This is a genomic window from Anoxybacter fermentans (assembly GCF_003991135.1).
Taxonomy (GTDB): Bacteria; Bacillota; Halanaerobiia; order DY22613; family DY22613; genus Anoxybacter; species Anoxybacter fermentans.
Map to the genome: position 1 here is coordinate 1,841,116 of NZ_CP016379.1, position 17,897 is coordinate 1,859,012.

Genomic DNA, 17,897 nt, shown 5'->3' on the forward strand with positions numbered 1-17,897 from the left:
TCCCTTCTTTTGTAAATATACTAATTTATCTAGCAATAGCACAATTTCTTCCGATAATAAAACAATCCTCGGCTGGTTCCAACCGAGGCTATTGCAAACAAAAAATATAAAAATGGGGTGGATGATGGGACTCGAACCCACGGCCTCAGGAGCCACAATCCTGCGCTCTAACCAACTGAGCTACATCCACCACACTGGCACGCCTGAGTGGATTCGAACCACTGACCTACGGATTAGAAGTCCGTTGCTCTATCCAGCTGAGCTACAGGCGCCTATTTGATTCATTCGCTGACAGCATTACCAGTATAACCGATATAGCTGAAATGGTCAAAAACGAATTATTGCCTTTATTTAATATTAAATCAATTATCCTGCCTAATTCTTCATATATCTTATTATTTCTAGCTATTTTATTTTAATTTCCTAATCTCCTCTATAATAGAGCAAAAAGCTTTGCCCCGGTGGCTAATTCTGTTTTTAACTTCCATAGGTAATTCTGCAAAAGTAGCATTATACTCCGGCAGATAAAAAAGCGGATCATATCCAAATCCTCCCTGGCCCCTGGGCTCTGTAAGCAACAAGCCTTCACAACTTCCTTCTACCACCCTTTCACGCCCATCTGGTAATACCAGAGCTATAACTGACTTAAAACGGGCAGTTCGCTCGTTCAAGTCAGGATGGTCCTTTAAAAGTTCAAGCAATTTTCTATTATTATCGGCATCCGTTGCATCAGGGCCAGCAAAGCGCGCCGAATAAACACCCGGCGCACCATCTAATAAATCCACCTCTAACCCTGAATCATCTGCCAGAGTAGGAAGCTGAGTAGCTTTACAGATCTCCCTCGCTTTTTTTAAAGCATTTTCCTTAAAAGTCTTCCCATCCTCGACCACTTCTGGTATTTCAGGAAAATGATTTAAAGATAACACCTGAATTGACTCATCTTTTAAAAGGGCTTTTAGTTCCTGGACTTTGTAGGGATTCCGACTAGCAATAACAATTTTTTCCATACTATTCACCTTCTATCAAAAAAGTCTCAACATCATCCTTATGAACCAGATTATCTCCATCTTTAGGTCGGATTAAATATGTAAGTTCACCTAAAACAGCTTTTTGATATTCAATCAGCTCCATTATTCCCTTTTCTCCCAGTTCATAAAGCTGATTTAACTCATCCCGGGTAAAAGGAGCTTCTTCTCCAGTCCCCTGTATTTCAATAATCTTGCCATCTCCACTCATCACAATATTTAAATCTACATGAGCATTACAGTCTTCCTCATAACAGAGATCAAGGAGTGGTTGACCATCAACAATTCCCACACTGGTTGCAGCCAGGAAATTATTAATCGGGCTTTCAGTGAGCTTATCATTATCAATCATCCATTTAATAGCATCTACTAAAGCAACAAAAGCTCCTGTAATAGAAGCAGTCCTGGTTCCTCCATCTGCCTGGATTACATCACAATCAAGTATGATTGTATGTTCACCCAATTTATTCAAATCAACTACCGATCGCAAAGCCCGTCCAATTAGCCGTTGAATCTCCATAGTTCTACCGCTAATTTTTCCCCTTGCCTCTCTGGGACTCCGGACATGAGTTGAACGAGGAAGCATAGAATATTCAGCAGTAATCCAGCCCTGATCCTGACCTCTAAGCCAGCCAGGTACTTTTTCTTCTACCGAAGCTGTACAGATTACTTTTGTATTTCCTGTCTCAATAAGAACAGAACCTTCTGCATATTTTGTAAAATTTCTGGTAATTCGTACCTCTCTCAATTGATCCCATTTACGGCCATCAATACGTTCCATCACTTTATTTACCCCTTTCTCTTACAATTTACTTAACTTAAATTGACTATGTTCTTCATCTTTCCCAACTAAACCAGCTAACAAGTAGAGCTTTTCACGTGGATTATATTTAAACTCTTTTATCAATTTAAACCCCTTTATATCGCCTGTCTTTCGGACATGAATTCTAGGACCGGTACAAAAATATTGCCGGTCTCCCAGTTTAATATGTTCTTCATCTAAATAACAGACTGGAATATCCTTTTCAATGTATTCTAAAACCCGTCTTTCAACCTCATCTAAACTGAAATCAGGTTTCTTCTCAAATTCCAAGACAAAACCGCTTTTTACATCACTATGAAATGGCGGGCGTTCATAGCCCATATCTTCAATAACCATAGAAGTTAAATCTTCCGCAGTATGAGACATTCGCCTGAGATCAATGGATTTAAAAACAATTTGAGCAATCTCTTTTGCAGTAGGGCCAAATACCCCAGGACGTGTAACCAATACCTCTTCCCCAATACCTATTAATAAATCGGGATTAATATTAAGATGGGATTCTAACAAATCAAAATGTTCAACCACCACCCGCTTATTTTTAATCACAGCTTTTTGAACCGCCTCTGCCAGTTTCCAGGGTTGAGTAAAAGCTGCTTCAAAACGGGCATCCACATGATAGGTATGGCTCTGAAATTTACCTTTCTGATAATCTTCTAACAAAGGTAATGGGCGGATATTAATCCCTTCATCATCATTGGTTAATGTAAGTCCTGGAAACATCCCGCGGATCAAAAGAGACTTGCCTGCTCCTGCTACACCGATTAATCCTATAAGATGATCATTAGGGTGTAAATATCTCTGACTTAAACTATGTCCTAAAAACATTAGTCGTTCTTTACCTCTGGGAGCAAAGTATGTAGAATGTGCAAAACCTGCGATCATAAATCTTCAACTCCTAAAGGCTAGTCTTTGATTTCATTTTTAATTCCATTCATCCTAGACCAATTTAACCTCTTTCCATTGTTTGATATAGGTATTCAGAAATCCTGCAAAATTATCTCATAAATCTGAGAATTAACAAACGATTTCTGATTTTACTGCAAAAGCTAATTTTTTGCTTCAAAAGAAATTTTTCGAACCATCTAAAGTTCGATTTCAGTAACCATGATTAGCTCATCACCTCCTGTGATGAAGCCTTATTTCTCCTCCAATCTCACTAAGATGGTTAAAGCTTTTTGCAGTTTAATCATTTCTTAACTATTATATCTTTATTCAGCCTATAAATGCAAGCTTTTTCGAGCAAAGAAAAGTCAGTTGTTAAAAATCCTTTAACAACTGACTATTTTTCAAATTATAAATTCTGTAAGCATTCTTCCAATTCTTCTTCAGTTAAAGCATACAATGGTAGATAGTTTGGATGCTTTTCATAAAAATCTGGTTGGTTATGGACTTTTTCTTTAATTTTGTTTAACACACGCCGTACAAACTGTAACAAAGCCCCCGGTACTGCTCTATCTTTCTTTGCCAGAGTGTTATAGAGCCAATCATAGGTGAGGTTGTTTGAACCTAATGATACACGTTCTCCAAATAATTCAGAAATCATAAATCTGAGAATATCTTCATCAGGATTGGGAATATAACCAAAATTACTTTCTCTATATAAAACCCTAAAATCATCAATTTTTCTCCATTTTGTCTCCAATTCATTTAATAACTCAGGAGAACAGTTTATAACACGTTTTAATAACATCGAGTATAAATCTTTCTTATTCCATCTTAAAATAACATGTTTAAAATTCCCAGGTAATTTATTCCTTACAAATCCATTCACGAACACTTTAATATTAACAGGAAAGTTTGATAAAAGTATATTTAATAATTCCCAATGAAACTGATTAGATACATCGATTGAAATATAATATTGAAAGTTAATCTTTTCTAAAATTTTGAAAAGATCATTATTTTCAGAATCGAATTCATCAAATTTAACAAATTCTGGGTCTTCGATTTTTTCTGCTATTTTTTTATATATGTAAACTTTTTTCTTTTTGTCAAGTTTAGACTTGTCCTGAATATTACTTATTTTGGATATTTCATCAATTTCATCTTCAATTTTGTTAAGTTCATCAATGGTAAATTCAACAATTTTTCTTTCTATCGATTTTTCTATTTTAAAATAATCTTTTAATAAGATAAAATTATTTTTTAAATAATTATAGAGGGTTCTCTTTCCACTTCCTTTAATCCCATAAATAATTATATTTTTTTCAGAAATTATATCCCGATATTTGCTAATAGGCATAAAATATTTTTTATCAGTAACATCTCTAAAATCTTCATCAAAAAATTGATTAAGAATTTTCCTTGCTAATTCAGTATTAAATCCTCTATCTTCCTTAATATAACTCTTAAATAAATATGCTAATTTTTCGTAATACTTCATTAATCCCAGAATTTTCTCAGACAATAATAAGTCCCTATTTAGTCTTTCTAATTCACTAATTCGTGGTATTTCAAAGTACCGTCCTTCAAAATCTTTTTTATTAAAATCAATCTCTTTTACAAATTCTTTCATTTCTTTCTGAAATTTTCTATCCACCTCTATATTTCCACTCTCTCCAATTATACTATGAACCCATAAAAGACTAGCGTTGACCCATTCTTGATAATTTTTCAAATGGTTGCCAAGAATTTTGAGCCCTTGTTTATTTTGCTCATTGTTTTGAAATATAGTGCAGATTACATCAGCAAGATAAAAGAAGAGACTACCTCCAATTTCATTAATTCCTGTCCTGGAATCAACAAAAATAATATCTGCTTTTGTATATTCAATTATATCATCAACAAGATTTTCTAAAAGATTATCTTCTTCAACAAGAGCATCAAAATCAATGTGGGAAAGTTTTTCAATATAATACTCATCAATTTTTCCGGCAGGCATAACATAAATAGAACCACTTCCAACTGTACCAATTAACTCTGAATCAACTTCGTAAATATATTGTTTAGGATCCAAATTATCTTTTAAATAAGGTTTTTCAATCAAATAATCTACTACTCCCCGGCTATTTTTATTTTCTAAGAATAAAGAATCAATACCTGGAGCTTCTAAATCAAAATCAATAACCGCCACTTTTTTACCCATCTGGGCCAACTTTAACGCTGAAAAAATGAGAGCGGTAGTTCGACCAACCCCACCTTTGTAACTATAAAAAACGATTATAGGGACTTCCTTTTGCCTTTTTTGTCGTTCTATAAACCAGGTTTCTAAACGTCTTCTTTTGGGAGGAAGGTAAGTTCCAGCAAGAATTGAGTCCAGATAACTATCATATTCCCTTTCTTCTTTGGTAAAAATTTTTATTGAACTTATTGGTCTTAAATTATCAGGAAATATAAACTGACACAGAATTTTTTCACGAATTTTATTTTCTAATAAATCTTCAAGAACTTTTTCATCTTCGTTTGATTGTATAAAAACATCTAAAGCTCCCCAACTATTAACTATTACCTTAAAATCATCTATTTTATTTTTTATTTTAAAGTCATTCAAAATTTCTTCTAATGAAGATTGACAAACCAGAGAATTTATCATCTCCTTCTCCTCCCTTCATACTCTTCAACAGCCCGACGAACATTATTACAAAAAGCTTCAACTTCTTTCAAAAAATCATTACAAAAAACTTCAATTGTTTCTCTATATCCTTTTCCAGCACCATACTTATCAAAAATATGCACCAAAGAACCCTGATACCTGAAAGACGGCCTCCACTCCTCTAACAACCTGTTTCTTCTTAAAGTTAAATTTTTCTTTAAACTGGGGATTTTTTCAATAATAATTGTACTTAAGAACTCTAAATTATGATACTTTACTTTATTATCTCCATCAATTTCTTTTATAAAGTCCATAAAACTCACTCCAAATAATCTCTTAAATGCCCATTTCAATAGACATTCAACTGCATACCCACCAATATAGATAGCTCCTTCATACCTCCCTTTTTCCATAAGAGCTTTTGCATCAAATAAGCGAAAATAATAGGCCTCAAAATAATTATCTTTCATAATAATCCTCCACTTTCAGTTTAAACAGCTTTCCCTTTCATTATTCTATAAACGTTAAAATTATCCTCTTATCTAAAAATCAAAGCTTAACCTTAAAAATCGAACAAAGATAAAGACCGCCAATCCAATAGGATTAGCGGTCTTAAGGAGTATATCTTTGATGGAATTCATTCGACCAATAAAGTAATTGCCTGAGCCAATAACTGGGATCTCTTAACCACTGATGGTAATTCTATATACTTATTTGCACTATGTGCATCACCACCAACTGGACCCAATGCATCAATGGTTGGCACGCCCAAAGCACTGGTTAAATTACCATCAGAACCTCCTCCCGTCACCTTTTCACCTAGATTCTCAATCCCAACCATTTTACCAGCTTTTCTAAAAACCTCATATAATTTTTTAACCTCATTAGTGCGTACCATAGGTGGTCTATTCAGTCCACCTTCCAGACGGGTTGTTGTTCCCCTCACATAGCTTCGTCCGGCAATCTCTTTAATCTTAGCAATAACCTCCTCTGCTTCTTCTAATCTCTCAATCCGTAGGTCAATTTTTGCTTTTGCAAAATCAGCTACAACATTAGGACGACTACCGCCCTCAATTACTCCTACATTGATGGTTGTCCCTTTAGTATAGTCAGTCAATTTATGCAATGCTATAATTTTATGAGCCAACTCTTCAATAGCACTTCTACCTGCTTGATGGTTAGAACCGGCGTGAGAGGCAACACCGGTTACAGTCATTTCAAATATACCAACCCCTTTTCGGGCAGTAACTATAGAGCCATCAGCTCGGCCCGGCTCTAAAACAAAGCAATAGGTCGCATTTTTCCCTTCTTTTTCAATTAAAGATCTAGAAGACGGTGAACCTATCTCTTCATCACCATTTAATAAAACTGTAAGATCAGGGAGATTGGGATATTCTAAATCAAGCAGGGCTTTGAGAGCATAATATAGTATAATAACTCCGCCCTTCATATCACAAACCCCTGGCCCGTAAACACAATCACCTTTGATGGTAAATGGTCTTTCAGAAACTGTTCCTTTTTCAAATACTGTATCAACATGACCTAAAAATAAGAAATTACCCGAAACATTTCCTTTTCTTCTGGCAATGAGATTATTTCCATACTCCTTTTGTTCATCAACCTCTACTTCAAAGCCCAATTCCATATATTTTCTTTTAAAAATCTTAATAATCTTATCAATCCCATCTTTATCATATGAACCGCTATCAATATTAACTATTTCCTCTAAATCCCGAATCATCATTTCTTCCTGATCTTGAAGATAACGATTAATCTTTTCCTTCAATCATATTTCCTCCTCTTATTATTTAATTAAATGACAAGCAACCTGTCTATTCTCAATAGATTTCATCTCCGGAGACTTTTGTCTGCATACCTCCATTGCATATCTACACCGTGGATGAAAATAACACCCATTAGGTAAATCTATTGGATTGGGAACATCACCTTCTAATACGTCATGATAACTTTTAGAAGTTGTGGTGAGTCTCGGAATTGAATCAAACAATGCCCGGGTATATGGATGTAGGGGATTTGAAAAAATCTCTTCTGTTTTTCCAATTTCACAAATCTTTCCCAGATACATAATTGCAACACGGTCACTAATGTGTTTCACAACACTTAAATCATGGGCAATAAACAAATAGGTTAAGCCAAACTCTTCCTGAAGATCCATCAGCAGATTCAAAATTTGTGCCTGGATAGATACGTCTAAAGCTGAGATAGGCTCATCAGCAACAATAAAATCCGGCTGCATAGCCAATGCCCGGGCAATTCCAATTCGCTGCCTTTGACCTCCGCTAAACTGATGAGGATAACGATTGGCATAATCAGGATCAATACCAACTTTCTCCATCAACTGAAAGATAAAGTCCTCCAGCTCCTCTTCGGGAACCAATTTATGGGTTATAATCGGTTCAGCAATAATTTCTTTTACTTTCATCCGTGGATTTAAGGAACTATATGGATCCTGAAAGATCATTTGCATTTTACGGCGATATGGGAACCTCTCTTTAGGCAAAAGATTAACAATACTTTGACCTTCAAAAAGGATATCTCCAGAAGTAGGCTCATATAAACCTAAAATTGTCCGCCCTGTTGTTGACTTACCACAGCCACTCTCTCCTACAAGTCCCAATGTTTCACCCTTATTAATTTTAAAGGATACTCCATTCACAGCATGAATATATTTCTGTTCTTTTCGCCATCTGGAAAAAAAGCCCGATTTAATGGGAAAGAATATTTTTAAATCTTTAACTTCGACCAGAGCCATCTTAAATCACCTCTTTTATAGCCTGTAACGAAAGTTTATGACATGCAACCCAATGAGACTCTCCAACTGCTTTAAGTTCAGGCATAACATCACATTTGACTTTTGCTTCAGGACAGCGGGGTTTAAATTTACAACCAGCTGGAAGATTTAACGGATTTGGCATAACCCCTTTAATTGGCTTGAGCCTTTTCTGTTTTTGATCAAAATTTGGCAGTGAGTTGAGTAATCCCTGAGTATATGGATGCTTAGGATTTCCTATCACCTGTGCTTTTGGGCCATATTCAACAATTTTTCCTGCATACATAACAGCAATCTTATCTGCTATCTCTGATACCACTGCCAGATCATGGCTAATCAGAATCATTGAAGTTTTATATTCAGCAATTAAATCCTGCATCAATTTTATAATCTGAGCCTGGATAGTTACATCCAGAGCAGTAGTTGGCTCATCTGCAATAATCAAATCCGGATTGGTGGCCATTGCTATAGCAATTACTACTCTCTGCCTCATTCCACCACTAAACTGATGCGGATATTGTTTCAAACGTTTTTCTGGAGATGGGATTCCAACCATTCTTAACAGTTCAATGGCCCGATCTTTAGCTTCTCTTTTTTTCATCCCTAAATGATAACGTAAAACCTCCATCAACTGCTCACCAATGGTCAAAAGAGGATTTAATGAAGTCATGGGGTCTTGAAAAACCATTGAAATTCTATTTCCCCTAATCTTTTCAATTTCAGACTCTTTCATTTTTAATAAATCCTTTCCTAAAAAGTAAATCTCTCCATTGACAATTTTCCCAGGAGGGCTAATCAATCTTAAAATTGAAAAACCTGTAATAGATTTTCCTGCACCAGACTCACCTACTAATCCTAAAACTTCTCCTCTTTTAAGTTGAAAACTCACTCCATCAACAGATTTTATTACTCCCTGTCTGGAATAAAAATAGGTCTTTAAATCCTTAACATCAAGCAATACTTCCTTTTTCATCTACTCACCTTCTCTCTACTGGAATTTTATTTTAGCTTTGGATTTAAAGTATCACGAAGCCAATCACCCAGAATATTAATACTTAAAACAATCATTAAGAGCATTGTTCCAGGAAAAACTACCAACCACCAATATCCGCTAAAAAGCATCTTATAACCCTCTGCAATCATCAATCCAAGGGATGGTTTTGTTAAAGGAACTCCCAAACCTAAAAAGCTCAGTGTTGCTTCCAGCATAATAACCTGTGCAACCTGTACAGTGGCAATTACAATCACCGGAGTCATAATATTTGGTAAAAGATGTCTAAGCATAATCTTATATTTACTAACCCCAATTATCTTTGCAGCTTCAATAAATTCACTTCCTTTAATTGTTAAAACTGCTCCCCTTACAGTCCTGGCATAAGTTACCCAACCGGCCAGACCAATAACAATAATAAGTTTAAGTACACCCCTACCCCAAAAAGCCATCACCGTAATTGCAATCAACGTTGTTGGAATCGAAAGCTGAATATCTGCTACCCTCATGATAAAAGAATCCAATCTACCACCAAAGTAACCGGAAATCAAGCCTAAAATAATTCCAATAACGCCACCCAGAATCATGGCAGCAAAACCGATAACCAGAGAAATCCTGGTTCCATATAAAATAGTACTTAAAACTCCTCTCCCCTGAAGGTCAGACCCTAATGGAAATTTTGCTACCCCTCCTTCCATCCAGGCAGGGGGACGCAAACTATCCATCAAAGATAAAGAAGATAAATCATATGGATTATGAGGAGCTATAAATGGTGCAAAAATACTTACTAGAATAATCAGTAACAAAATTACTGAGGCAATTATCACTGTTTTATTTTGAAAATAGTCATATGCCAGATCCGAATCCAAAAGTGTTGCTAATCTTTTCCTCATCCTGTCACCCCCACTCTCAGCTTAGTTTTATCCGCGGATCAATTACAAGATAAAGTACATCTACAATTAAATTAATAAAAGCAAAGATTATAGCGATAATTAAAAGATATGCCATAACCACAGGTCTATCAACCCTATGAATCGAATCTAAAATTAACTTTCCAATGCCAGGCCAGGCAAAAATCTTTTCAGTAATCATCGAAAACGCAATTAACCTCCCCAGCTGAAGACCAATAACTGTAACCACAGGTACCATGGTATTTCTTAGAGCGTGTTTTAAAGTAATAATTCTCTCTGGCACTCCTTTGGCTCTGGCAAATTTAATGTAATCCTGTTGCAAAGTTTCTTCCATACCCGCTTTAACCAGACGAATCAGCATTGCCACCATGTAAAAACCCAGGGTTGCCGCAGGCATTAAGATATGCTTCCATCCATCAAGAGTTAAAAGACTTATATCAAAACTCATAACATGAATAACTTCCCCACGTCCAGAAGATGGGAGCCAGGATAGATTCACTGAAAAGACCAAAATAAACAAAATACCAATTAAAAACGTCGGTAATGAAATTCCTAGCAAGGAACCGGACATAATAATTCGGGTCAAAAAACTATCAGGTTTAACCGCCGTATAAATTCCAGCAGGAATGGAAATCACAATAGATATAATAATTGCAATAATAGCTAGCTCCAATGTAGCAGGTAACCTCTCTATTACCAACTTAAGAGCTGGTACCTGATGATAAAAAGAAACTCCCAGATTCCCATGAAGTGCATTTTTTAAAAAAAGAATATACTGAATATATAAAGGTTTATCTAATCCCAAAGCAACCTTCATCTCTTCCACTTCCCAGGGTTCAGCATCAGGGGGTAAAAGATTGGCAATTGGATCACCAACTGCCTGCATCATCAAAAAAACGAGAATTGTAATAACAAATAATACCAGTATAATCTGTCCGATACGTTTACTGATATATTCCAACACCTCTACTCCCTCCTAACTACTCTATAGATTAATTATGATTAAACTGCAAAAAGCTAATTTTGAGCGACATAGAAATTTTTCGTTAAACCATCTTAGTGAGATTTCAGTCGAAATAAGGCCTCATCACAGGATGTGATGAGCTAATCAAAGGCCAGGAGGGCCCTTTGATTAGTGTGCCTTATTTCGACTGAAATCAAACTTTAGATGGTTCGAAAAATTTCTATGGTTCGAAAAATTTCTTTTGAAGCGAAAAATTAGCTTTTTGCAGTAAAATCCCTCATAAATTAAGTATAAAAGCTATTTTAATTTAATCTCATAAGCTTTGATATATTTATCAGGCCTTGGTGTCCAGATTACATAATCGGCAATAGCATAAATATCTTCTTGATAATGGAGAGGTATTTGTGCTACATCCTCTATAGCAACTTTAACAGCTTGCTGCATAATTTTTAATCTCTTTTCTGGGTCTATTGTTCTAGCTGCTTCTTCTACTAGACGGTCAACTTCAGGATTGCTATAATTACCCATATTAAATCGTCCATACCTACCCTCAGGAGTGTGTAAAAGTCCTTCTAAAGTTCCGCTTCCATCTCCATCTGAATTCATCCAGCCTAACAGATAAAAATCTGTATCCCTGGCCAGTATTTTCTTGAAATAAGAAGATTTTGGTTGAATCTGTAAATTAACTTTAATTCCTACTTTTGCCAATTGGATAGCTATAGCCTGAGCTATTTGAGCATCATTAACATAACGATCATTTGGAGCATCCAGAGTAATAGTAAATCCGTCGGGATATCCAGCTTCTTTTAATAATTCACGGGCCTTTTCAGGGTTATATTCAAGCCGCTTAATTTCGGGATTATATCCAAAAACGGTCTCGGGGAAAAATTGTCCTGCTGGATATGCATGACCGTTCATCACATATCGGACAATCTCATCTTCATTAATCGCATGATATACCGCCTTACGAACTCGAAGATCTGCAAATGGACCCTTTTCTGTATTCATACCCAAAAAGATCAATCGCAAACTTGGTCTAGCAATTACATGAATATTTTTAGCTTTTTTAATCTTTTCAACATCCCGAACTGGTAAATCAATAAGAATATCTACTTCTCCACTCATCAAAGCCGCAACCCGGGTCGCTGCATTGGGAATTGGTTTGAAAACAACTTTTTCAATTTCAGCTTTACCTTTCCAATACTTATCGAATGCAGTTAAAACCAAAACATTATCCTTAACCCATTTTTCCAACTTATAAGGGCCAGTTCCATTTGGATGAAGGGCCAGATACTGATCATCATGCTCTTCTACATACTCTTTTGAATAAATAAACACACTTTTTAATTTTCTCGGTAAAACGGGAAAAGGATATTCTGTTTTTATCTCAACAGTATAAGGGTCGATTGCCCTTACTGAAGTTATTGTTGAGAAATTGGATTTGAACTGAGATTTTGGATGGTTCATAACCCGATTTAGAGTAAACACAACATCCTCTGCATCAAATGTATCACCATTATGGAAATAAACCCCTCGACGAAGGTGAAAAATCCAGGTGAGATCATCGGGATTCTCCCAGGATTCTGCTAACCCAGGAACTATCTCCATTTTACTGTTAACTTCAGTTAATGCTTCAAAAATATTTGAATTAATGGAAAGAGTGGGGGTCTCATTAAACATGTGAGGATCTAAAGTGAGGGCATCTGAACTGGTAGCAATAATAATTTGATTTTTTTCCGCCTGTACACTAAAGGTAAAACCAACTACAAAAGTGATGAAAGTAAAAATAACAGCTAAAGATAACTTCTTTTGCATACTTCTCGCCTCCTACATTCTTTATATTTTTTTTCGCTATCATGTTTACTACTTTACTAACTACTCTTCTACTCACTTAAAAATCCTTTCACTAATCACCTCCTCTTTATTAAACCCTCAATTAATATAAAAATGTTACATAACTATTCACTTTTTTTCGTAAAAGTCCTGCCCGTTTTTAAAAAGTTATAATATTTAGTATTTTCAAATAGTTTTTTGGTAATTGATTATCAATTTTTTTAAAGACTATATAATTAAAAAAACCGCCAATCTCGAATGATTGACGGTCCTTTTACATATTTATTCTTCCCATGGAATCTCAATATCTAAAAGTGGTGCGTGCTGCTGTGCACCATACACATCTGTTTCACCCAAAGCCCCAGAAGGTCTTGGACGAACAATGGTAGCTTTGATTGCACGCGCTGGATCATAATTGATTACTGAAATAACATTCTTGATCGGGATATTGTATAGCCGGGCAATTAACTCAGGAGTAATCACATTAGACTCTTTCACCTTCTGATATATCTCATCAGATTTGAAAATAAAATCAAAAGTCAACTGATATGGCCCTGCATTTTTACTTCTAATTACAGCAGCCAGTTCGGTAATTTTCCGCTTAGTCATGGCCATACCCCCTTACATATCTTCATAGTGGATGGAGCAAAGTTCCAATGGATCATCCACTATAAGAAGGTAATTTAGACAAAATTCATATACTTCCCCTGCTTTCAGATCAGAAGGTGAATAGGGAAAAGCCAGATTTCCGGCTGTAGCCACCCGGCCAGGATAACCATAATGAAGCATTGTAGAACGGGCAAAACTACAGATTGTATTTGCCAGTTCCTGAGTTTTTGCCACCACATCAATGATTATTCCCAACTCATGGCTAATTACACCTTTTAATGGCTCCAGATCACCCATGACACCGTTTTTACCATAAATCTTAAAAATAAGCGAATAATCGGAAGGATCTATATCATCAAAGTTTTCTTCCACTGTCTTCCGAACAGCTTTAATAATATCATCAATCTGGCTGATCATAATTGGATCCCGGGTTCCTGCAATAGAAAGAGTACGGTAACCTATAAGACGGGCTGCTTCCAATTTGATAGTATATTGCTCTCCTGGAATAAATCGACTTCCTGTCACCTTTACTCTTCTTTCATCCAACTGTTCAAAATTACATCCTGTCAGATCAAGGACTCCTCCTGGGCCGTGCAATTTCAGTGGATTACTCTTTTCATAAAGAGTATGAGCTGCTACAGAGACAGTGGTACATCTCCGCTTCTCATTCAAAGGCTCTAAAATGAAGTAATTTTCACCTAAAGTTCCAAACATACAGTCACTTCCACTTCCAGGATCGGAAGCGATGGCTGCACATTCCAGAATCTTACCCATATGAAAAGCCAGTCCAGGATCAAAACCCTTCATAATCCCCATGGCAGCAAAGACAGTCGGGTCATAAACCCGGCCAGCAATAATCACATCAGCATCATTTTTCAATGCCTCAATAATAGGTTCAACTCCCATCTGGCCAACAACCCGAACTGCTTCATCTAATTCAGCCAGATAATTATCCTCATCATGTTCTAAGGGTAATACCCGGTCCTTATCATAATAACTACGTAATGTCTCTTTATCAATCTCACTATTGATATAGGCCAATTTAAAATGTAAATCTTCTTCTTTCGCAATCTCCCTCACAATATCAAGACACCAGTTTAAATGCTCATTTGCCCCTGAACCTCCCGCTGTACCTACAATAACGGGAATCTTCCGCTCTACACCCGCTTTTAACATCAGCTTTAAATCACGCTTGACAGCAGTACGGTCAGTAAACGATTTACCTGCACCGAGATAATAAGGTCCAGGATCTGTAGATCCTGCATCAACAGCAATCAAATCAGGATTCTTTGCCAGACCCTTTTTAAATGATTCTATAGGAAAGCCGTATCCTAAAATAGCGGTGGGTGATAAAACACGAATCTCTTTGCCCATAACGGTACCTCCTTATAAAATCTCATACAACACCAAGAGACCGAAATAAATTTATGATTAAACTGCAAAAAGCTAATTTTGAGCGACATAGAAATTTTTCGTTAAACCATCTTAGTGAGATTTCAGTCGAAATAAGGCCTCATCACAGGATGTGATGAGCTAATCAAGGGTCAGGAGGACCCATTGATTAGTGTGCCTTATTTCGACTGAAATCGAACTTTAGATGGTTCGAAAAATTTCTCTTGAAGCGAAAAATTAGCTTTTTGCAGTAAAATCTTTTATTAACTTATTACCCCCTCTTTTCGAGCTTTAATCAATGTGATAACACGCTGCATTTCATTATAAACTATCATAAGACCTTCATCTACTCCCATTCCGGGCTTGGCCAGAATCTGGGTTGGTTGGGTAGCAATGGCGATATTGGTACAGATTTGAGCAGAGCGGTCTGTTTCATTACAGGTTCCACCTTCATAAGCACCCACCCCATGCTCTTTACAATAAAGTATGGCCTCAATAACGTTATTAATTCCTCCCAAATCCGGAGTCTTAATCTGTACCATATGACAGGCTTCTTCATCTACAAAGAGTTTAATATCCTCAAGGGTATTGCACCACTCATCAGCTACCAGTTCTACATTTACATCTCTCTCTTTGCAGGCAGCCAATAACTTTTTCATTGCTTCAATCTGTCCTTCACGACTTCCGGCATCAATAGGGCCTTCAATCCGCAATTTAAATGGCTTTGCCGCTTCTTCTAAAGTCTTTAAATATTCTGCTATGGCAGTATAATCATCATTAAATGCAAGTCCAATGGTCCCATATACATCAATATGCAGAACAGGTTTATAATCGTCTCCACCCAACTGCTTAATCCTATCTCTCAACCACTCTATATATGCCTTTAGCTTCTCACCTTTGGCACCCAACTTTGTTTTCACATTGTTAATGAGGCCGTGAGGCAAAACATCAGCTCTTTTAATAATTCCTTTATCAGCATTTATATACCGATCATCTCCAGTCTGGATAAATATAGGAACAGGTTGAGGTTCTAAGGTTAAACCATATTCTTCTGCAATCACTTCCGCCATAGTCACTTTTCTGGCTCGGGCCACTGCATCTAAAAGGGCCTGGGTCAGCCCATAGCGAATTGCAGTATGAACCCGTTTCCCATCAATCTTTAAGTGCTCAATCTCATAAGCCAATTCTCTAAAACTGTTCAACTCTCGCCCCTCAAGGATGGGGGCAACATATTTTTCAATCCTGGGAATAAAATCTTCCGTCAAAAAGAGAGGATCACGCCCTCCTGTTCCCGAATATTGCACTGCAGCACAATCTCCATAAGCAACCTGTCCATCTTCCAATATTATCATTACAGAAATCGACTCACCCCTCTGCCGCACAGCAGAAAATCCTGGAGTCATCGGCTCCCCAAGATAAGCAAATCCATCTTCTCTAGCATCATTTTTAATTGCTTTTTGATCGTCGAAGTAAAATCCGGTTAATCCCGGTGAAGCAATCACTTTTTTAATCTTCATCTCAAATCCCTCCAACATTATCCTGTTTAGATTCTAATACTACCGCGGTCTTCCTACCAGCATACCTTTACCGACAGAATAGATATCATCAATTACCATCTGGAAGCTGGGTTCACGACCTTCTACCTGGCCCCGTTCAGCCAATTTGGCCTCATGGAATTCTTTAATCTCTGCATCAAAAGGTAGATTACCAGTTTCCAGGAACCGTACTGCACCATTATTATCCCGGGCCGGCAGAATCTTACCTAAATTATAGCGGGATGGCGCAAAGGGAACATCTATGACTCCTGCCTGGAAAGCCTTGATAATTCCCTGTACTAAATCACCTTCACCCAAATCCAGAACTCTATCGATGATAGCCCGAACTTCTTTTTTGATCATCTCTTTTTCAATCAAAAGCTTTTCTGTATCTTCAATACTCTGATCACGAAGCATATTTACTACCTGTTTTGTGGCCTTTAAGCCTGCGGCATTTGCTTCTTTGGTTGGAATTCCCAGTGCCTCATGAGGAGTTTTAACTATTACTTTGGTAGCTTTCGCCAGTGCTGCAGTTACTGCTCCCCAGGAAATAACCCCAAAAGCTTTAGCTTCATCCTGAGGGAATCCACCCATCCACTGATGAAAAACTGTAGTTAACTGACAGTCGGTATAGCCAAATTTATTAAAGTATTCGATGGCCAGTTCCTCTAAGGTCTGGATAGCAGCAACATCCTGAATCAGATTTCCACACTGACCGTAACCTAATGTCAGGTTCTTTACTCCCTGTTCAGCAGCCAATAATCCTTCCAGAATGGCAACTGCATGGGAGATAGAAGGAGGTACCAGAGTTCCGGTAAGAGGACCAAAGGGTTCCCGATTGATCTCTACTCCCTTTTCCTGATACAGACCGACAAGCCGGTCAACATACTGCCAGTAAAATAATGTCTTCTCTATTGAAACATCTTTTGCATAAGGAATATTGTAGGAGATTCCACCACCTTCAAAGTCGGTAAAACCACCTGCAAGGGTAATTTCAGCCAATAATCTGGCATCAGGGGTTCCATGCCGAACCTGAAGTGGTCTATCCAGGGATTCAACAACTTTCCGACATGCAGCAACACCGTGATTAACTGCCGGAAATCCATTTAACATAGAACGTCCCATTTTTCGACTTTCTTCAATCCCCCGCTGTGCTTCTTCATATTGATTTTGGCGGGTATAACTATCAATGGTTGTTGGCAATAAATCAGCTTCTCCTTCATCCTGAAGGTATTTTAATAAATCAATGTGTTCATTGATTAGTGCTACACCTGCCCGGGGTTGAATCAAGGTTCTACCTTCTTTTTTGGCTCTGGCTAATACATCCTTAAATCGCTTATGGGCAGGAATCTCTTTTTGATAAGCAACTGCCTCTTCTAAATCTACTTCAGCACCGGTAGGCCACATTTTTAAGACTTCTTCCCGAATCTGATTAAAATAGTCAAGATCCCATTTCCTGTTACGCAATTCCATAACATCATTCCTCCCTGG

Annotated in this window: 15 protein-coding genes and 2 tRNA genes; all 17 read right to left on the reverse strand. The window is 37.0% G+C overall.

Annotated elements, in window-relative coordinates; all coding sequences use genetic code 11:
* Positions 1-113 precede the first annotated feature (113 nt).
* The 17 genes from BBF96_RS08375 to BBF96_RS08455 all read right to left on the reverse strand — a co-directional run bounded on the left by BBF96_RS08375 (position 114) and on the right by BBF96_RS08455 (position 17,879).
* Positions 114-190: transfer RNA gene (locus tag BBF96_RS08375), tRNA-His, on the reverse strand.
* A 5-nt stretch (positions 191-195) separates the two neighbouring features.
* Positions 196-272 (reverse strand) — tRNA-Arg (locus BBF96_RS08380).
* 138 nt (positions 273-410) lie between these two features.
* Entirely contained in the window at positions 411-1,007 is a 597-nt protein-coding gene (locus BBF96_RS08385) for an XTP/dITP diphosphatase (RefSeq protein WP_127016721.1), read from the reverse strand.
* Position 1,008: 1 nt separating this feature from the next.
* A complete protein-coding gene (rph, locus tag BBF96_RS08390; RefSeq protein ID WP_127016722.1) occupies positions 1,009-1,806 on the reverse strand; it encodes a ribonuclease PH in 798 nt (265 codons plus the stop codon).
* 21 nt (positions 1,807-1,827) lie between these two features.
* The gene (locus BBF96_RS08395; protein ID WP_127016723.1) at positions 1,828-2,730 is read right to left on the reverse strand and encodes an alanine--tRNA ligase; all 903 of its coding nucleotides are present in this window, start codon (positions 2,728-2,730) and stop codon (positions 1,828-1,830) included.
* Between the two features lie 409 nt (positions 2,731-3,139).
* Entirely contained in the window at positions 3,140-5,380 is a 2,241-nt protein-coding gene (locus BBF96_RS08400; protein WP_127016724.1) for a tyrosine-protein kinase family protein, read from the reverse strand.
* Positions 5,377-5,850 carry a HEPN domain-containing protein gene (locus BBF96_RS08405; RefSeq protein WP_127016725.1) on the reverse strand — a complete coding sequence of 158 codons (474 nt, stop codon included), beginning with the start codon at positions 5,848-5,850 and terminating at the stop codon, positions 5,377-5,379. The genes BBF96_RS08400 and BBF96_RS08405 overlap by 4 nt, the downstream gene beginning before the upstream one ends.
* Positions 5,851-6,017: 167 nt before the next feature.
* Positions 6,018-7,166 (reverse strand): M20 family metallopeptidase, encoded by a 1,149-nt coding sequence (locus BBF96_RS08410; protein WP_127016726.1) that lies wholly within the window; start codon positions 7,164-7,166, stop codon positions 6,018-6,020.
* An 18-nt stretch (positions 7,167-7,184) separates the two neighbouring features.
* Positions 7,185-8,153: an ABC transporter ATP-binding protein gene (locus tag BBF96_RS08415; RefSeq protein WP_127016727.1), complete on the reverse strand. Its 969-nt coding sequence runs from the start codon at positions 8,151-8,153 to the stop codon at positions 7,185-7,187.
* A 1-nt stretch (position 8,154) separates the two neighbouring features.
* Positions 8,155-9,144, reverse strand: coding sequence for an ABC transporter ATP-binding protein (locus BBF96_RS08420; protein WP_127016728.1), 990 nt, complete (start codon positions 9,142-9,144; stop codon positions 8,155-8,157).
* Positions 9,145-9,170: 26 nt separating this feature from the next.
* Complete coding sequence (locus BBF96_RS08425) at positions 9,171-10,055, reverse strand: ABC transporter permease (RefSeq protein WP_127016729.1); 885 nt, start codon at positions 10,053-10,055, stop codon at positions 9,171-9,173.
* A 16-nt stretch (positions 10,056-10,071) separates the two neighbouring features.
* Positions 10,072-11,037: an ABC transporter permease gene (locus BBF96_RS08430; RefSeq protein WP_127016730.1), complete on the reverse strand. Its 966-nt coding sequence runs from the start codon at positions 11,035-11,037 to the stop codon at positions 10,072-10,074.
* 297 nt (positions 11,038-11,334) lie between these two features.
* Positions 11,335-12,852 (reverse strand): ABC transporter substrate-binding protein, encoded by a 1,518-nt coding sequence (locus tag BBF96_RS08435; protein WP_127016731.1) that lies wholly within the window; start codon positions 12,850-12,852, stop codon positions 11,335-11,337.
* 300 nt (positions 12,853-13,152) lie between these two features.
* Positions 13,153-13,479 carry a DUF4387 domain-containing protein gene (locus BBF96_RS08440; protein ID WP_164730972.1) on the reverse strand — a complete coding sequence of 109 codons (327 nt, stop codon included), beginning with the start codon at positions 13,477-13,479 and terminating at the stop codon, positions 13,153-13,155.
* Positions 13,480-13,491: 12 nt separating this feature from the next.
* Complete coding sequence (locus BBF96_RS08445) at positions 13,492-14,853, reverse strand: acyclic terpene utilization AtuA family protein (protein WP_127016733.1); 1,362 nt, start codon at positions 14,851-14,853, stop codon at positions 13,492-13,494.
* Positions 14,854-15,134: 281 nt separating this feature from the next.
* On the reverse strand, positions 15,135-16,388 hold the full coding sequence (locus BBF96_RS08450) for a methylaspartate ammonia-lyase (protein ID WP_127016734.1): 1,254 nt from the start codon (positions 16,386-16,388) through the stop codon (positions 15,135-15,137).
* Between the two features lie 39 nt (positions 16,389-16,427).
* On the reverse strand, positions 16,428-17,879 hold the full coding sequence (locus tag BBF96_RS08455; protein ID WP_127016735.1) for a methylaspartate mutase subunit E: 1,452 nt from the start codon (positions 17,877-17,879) through the stop codon (positions 16,428-16,430).
* Between the last annotated feature and the right edge of the window lie 18 nt (positions 17,880-17,897).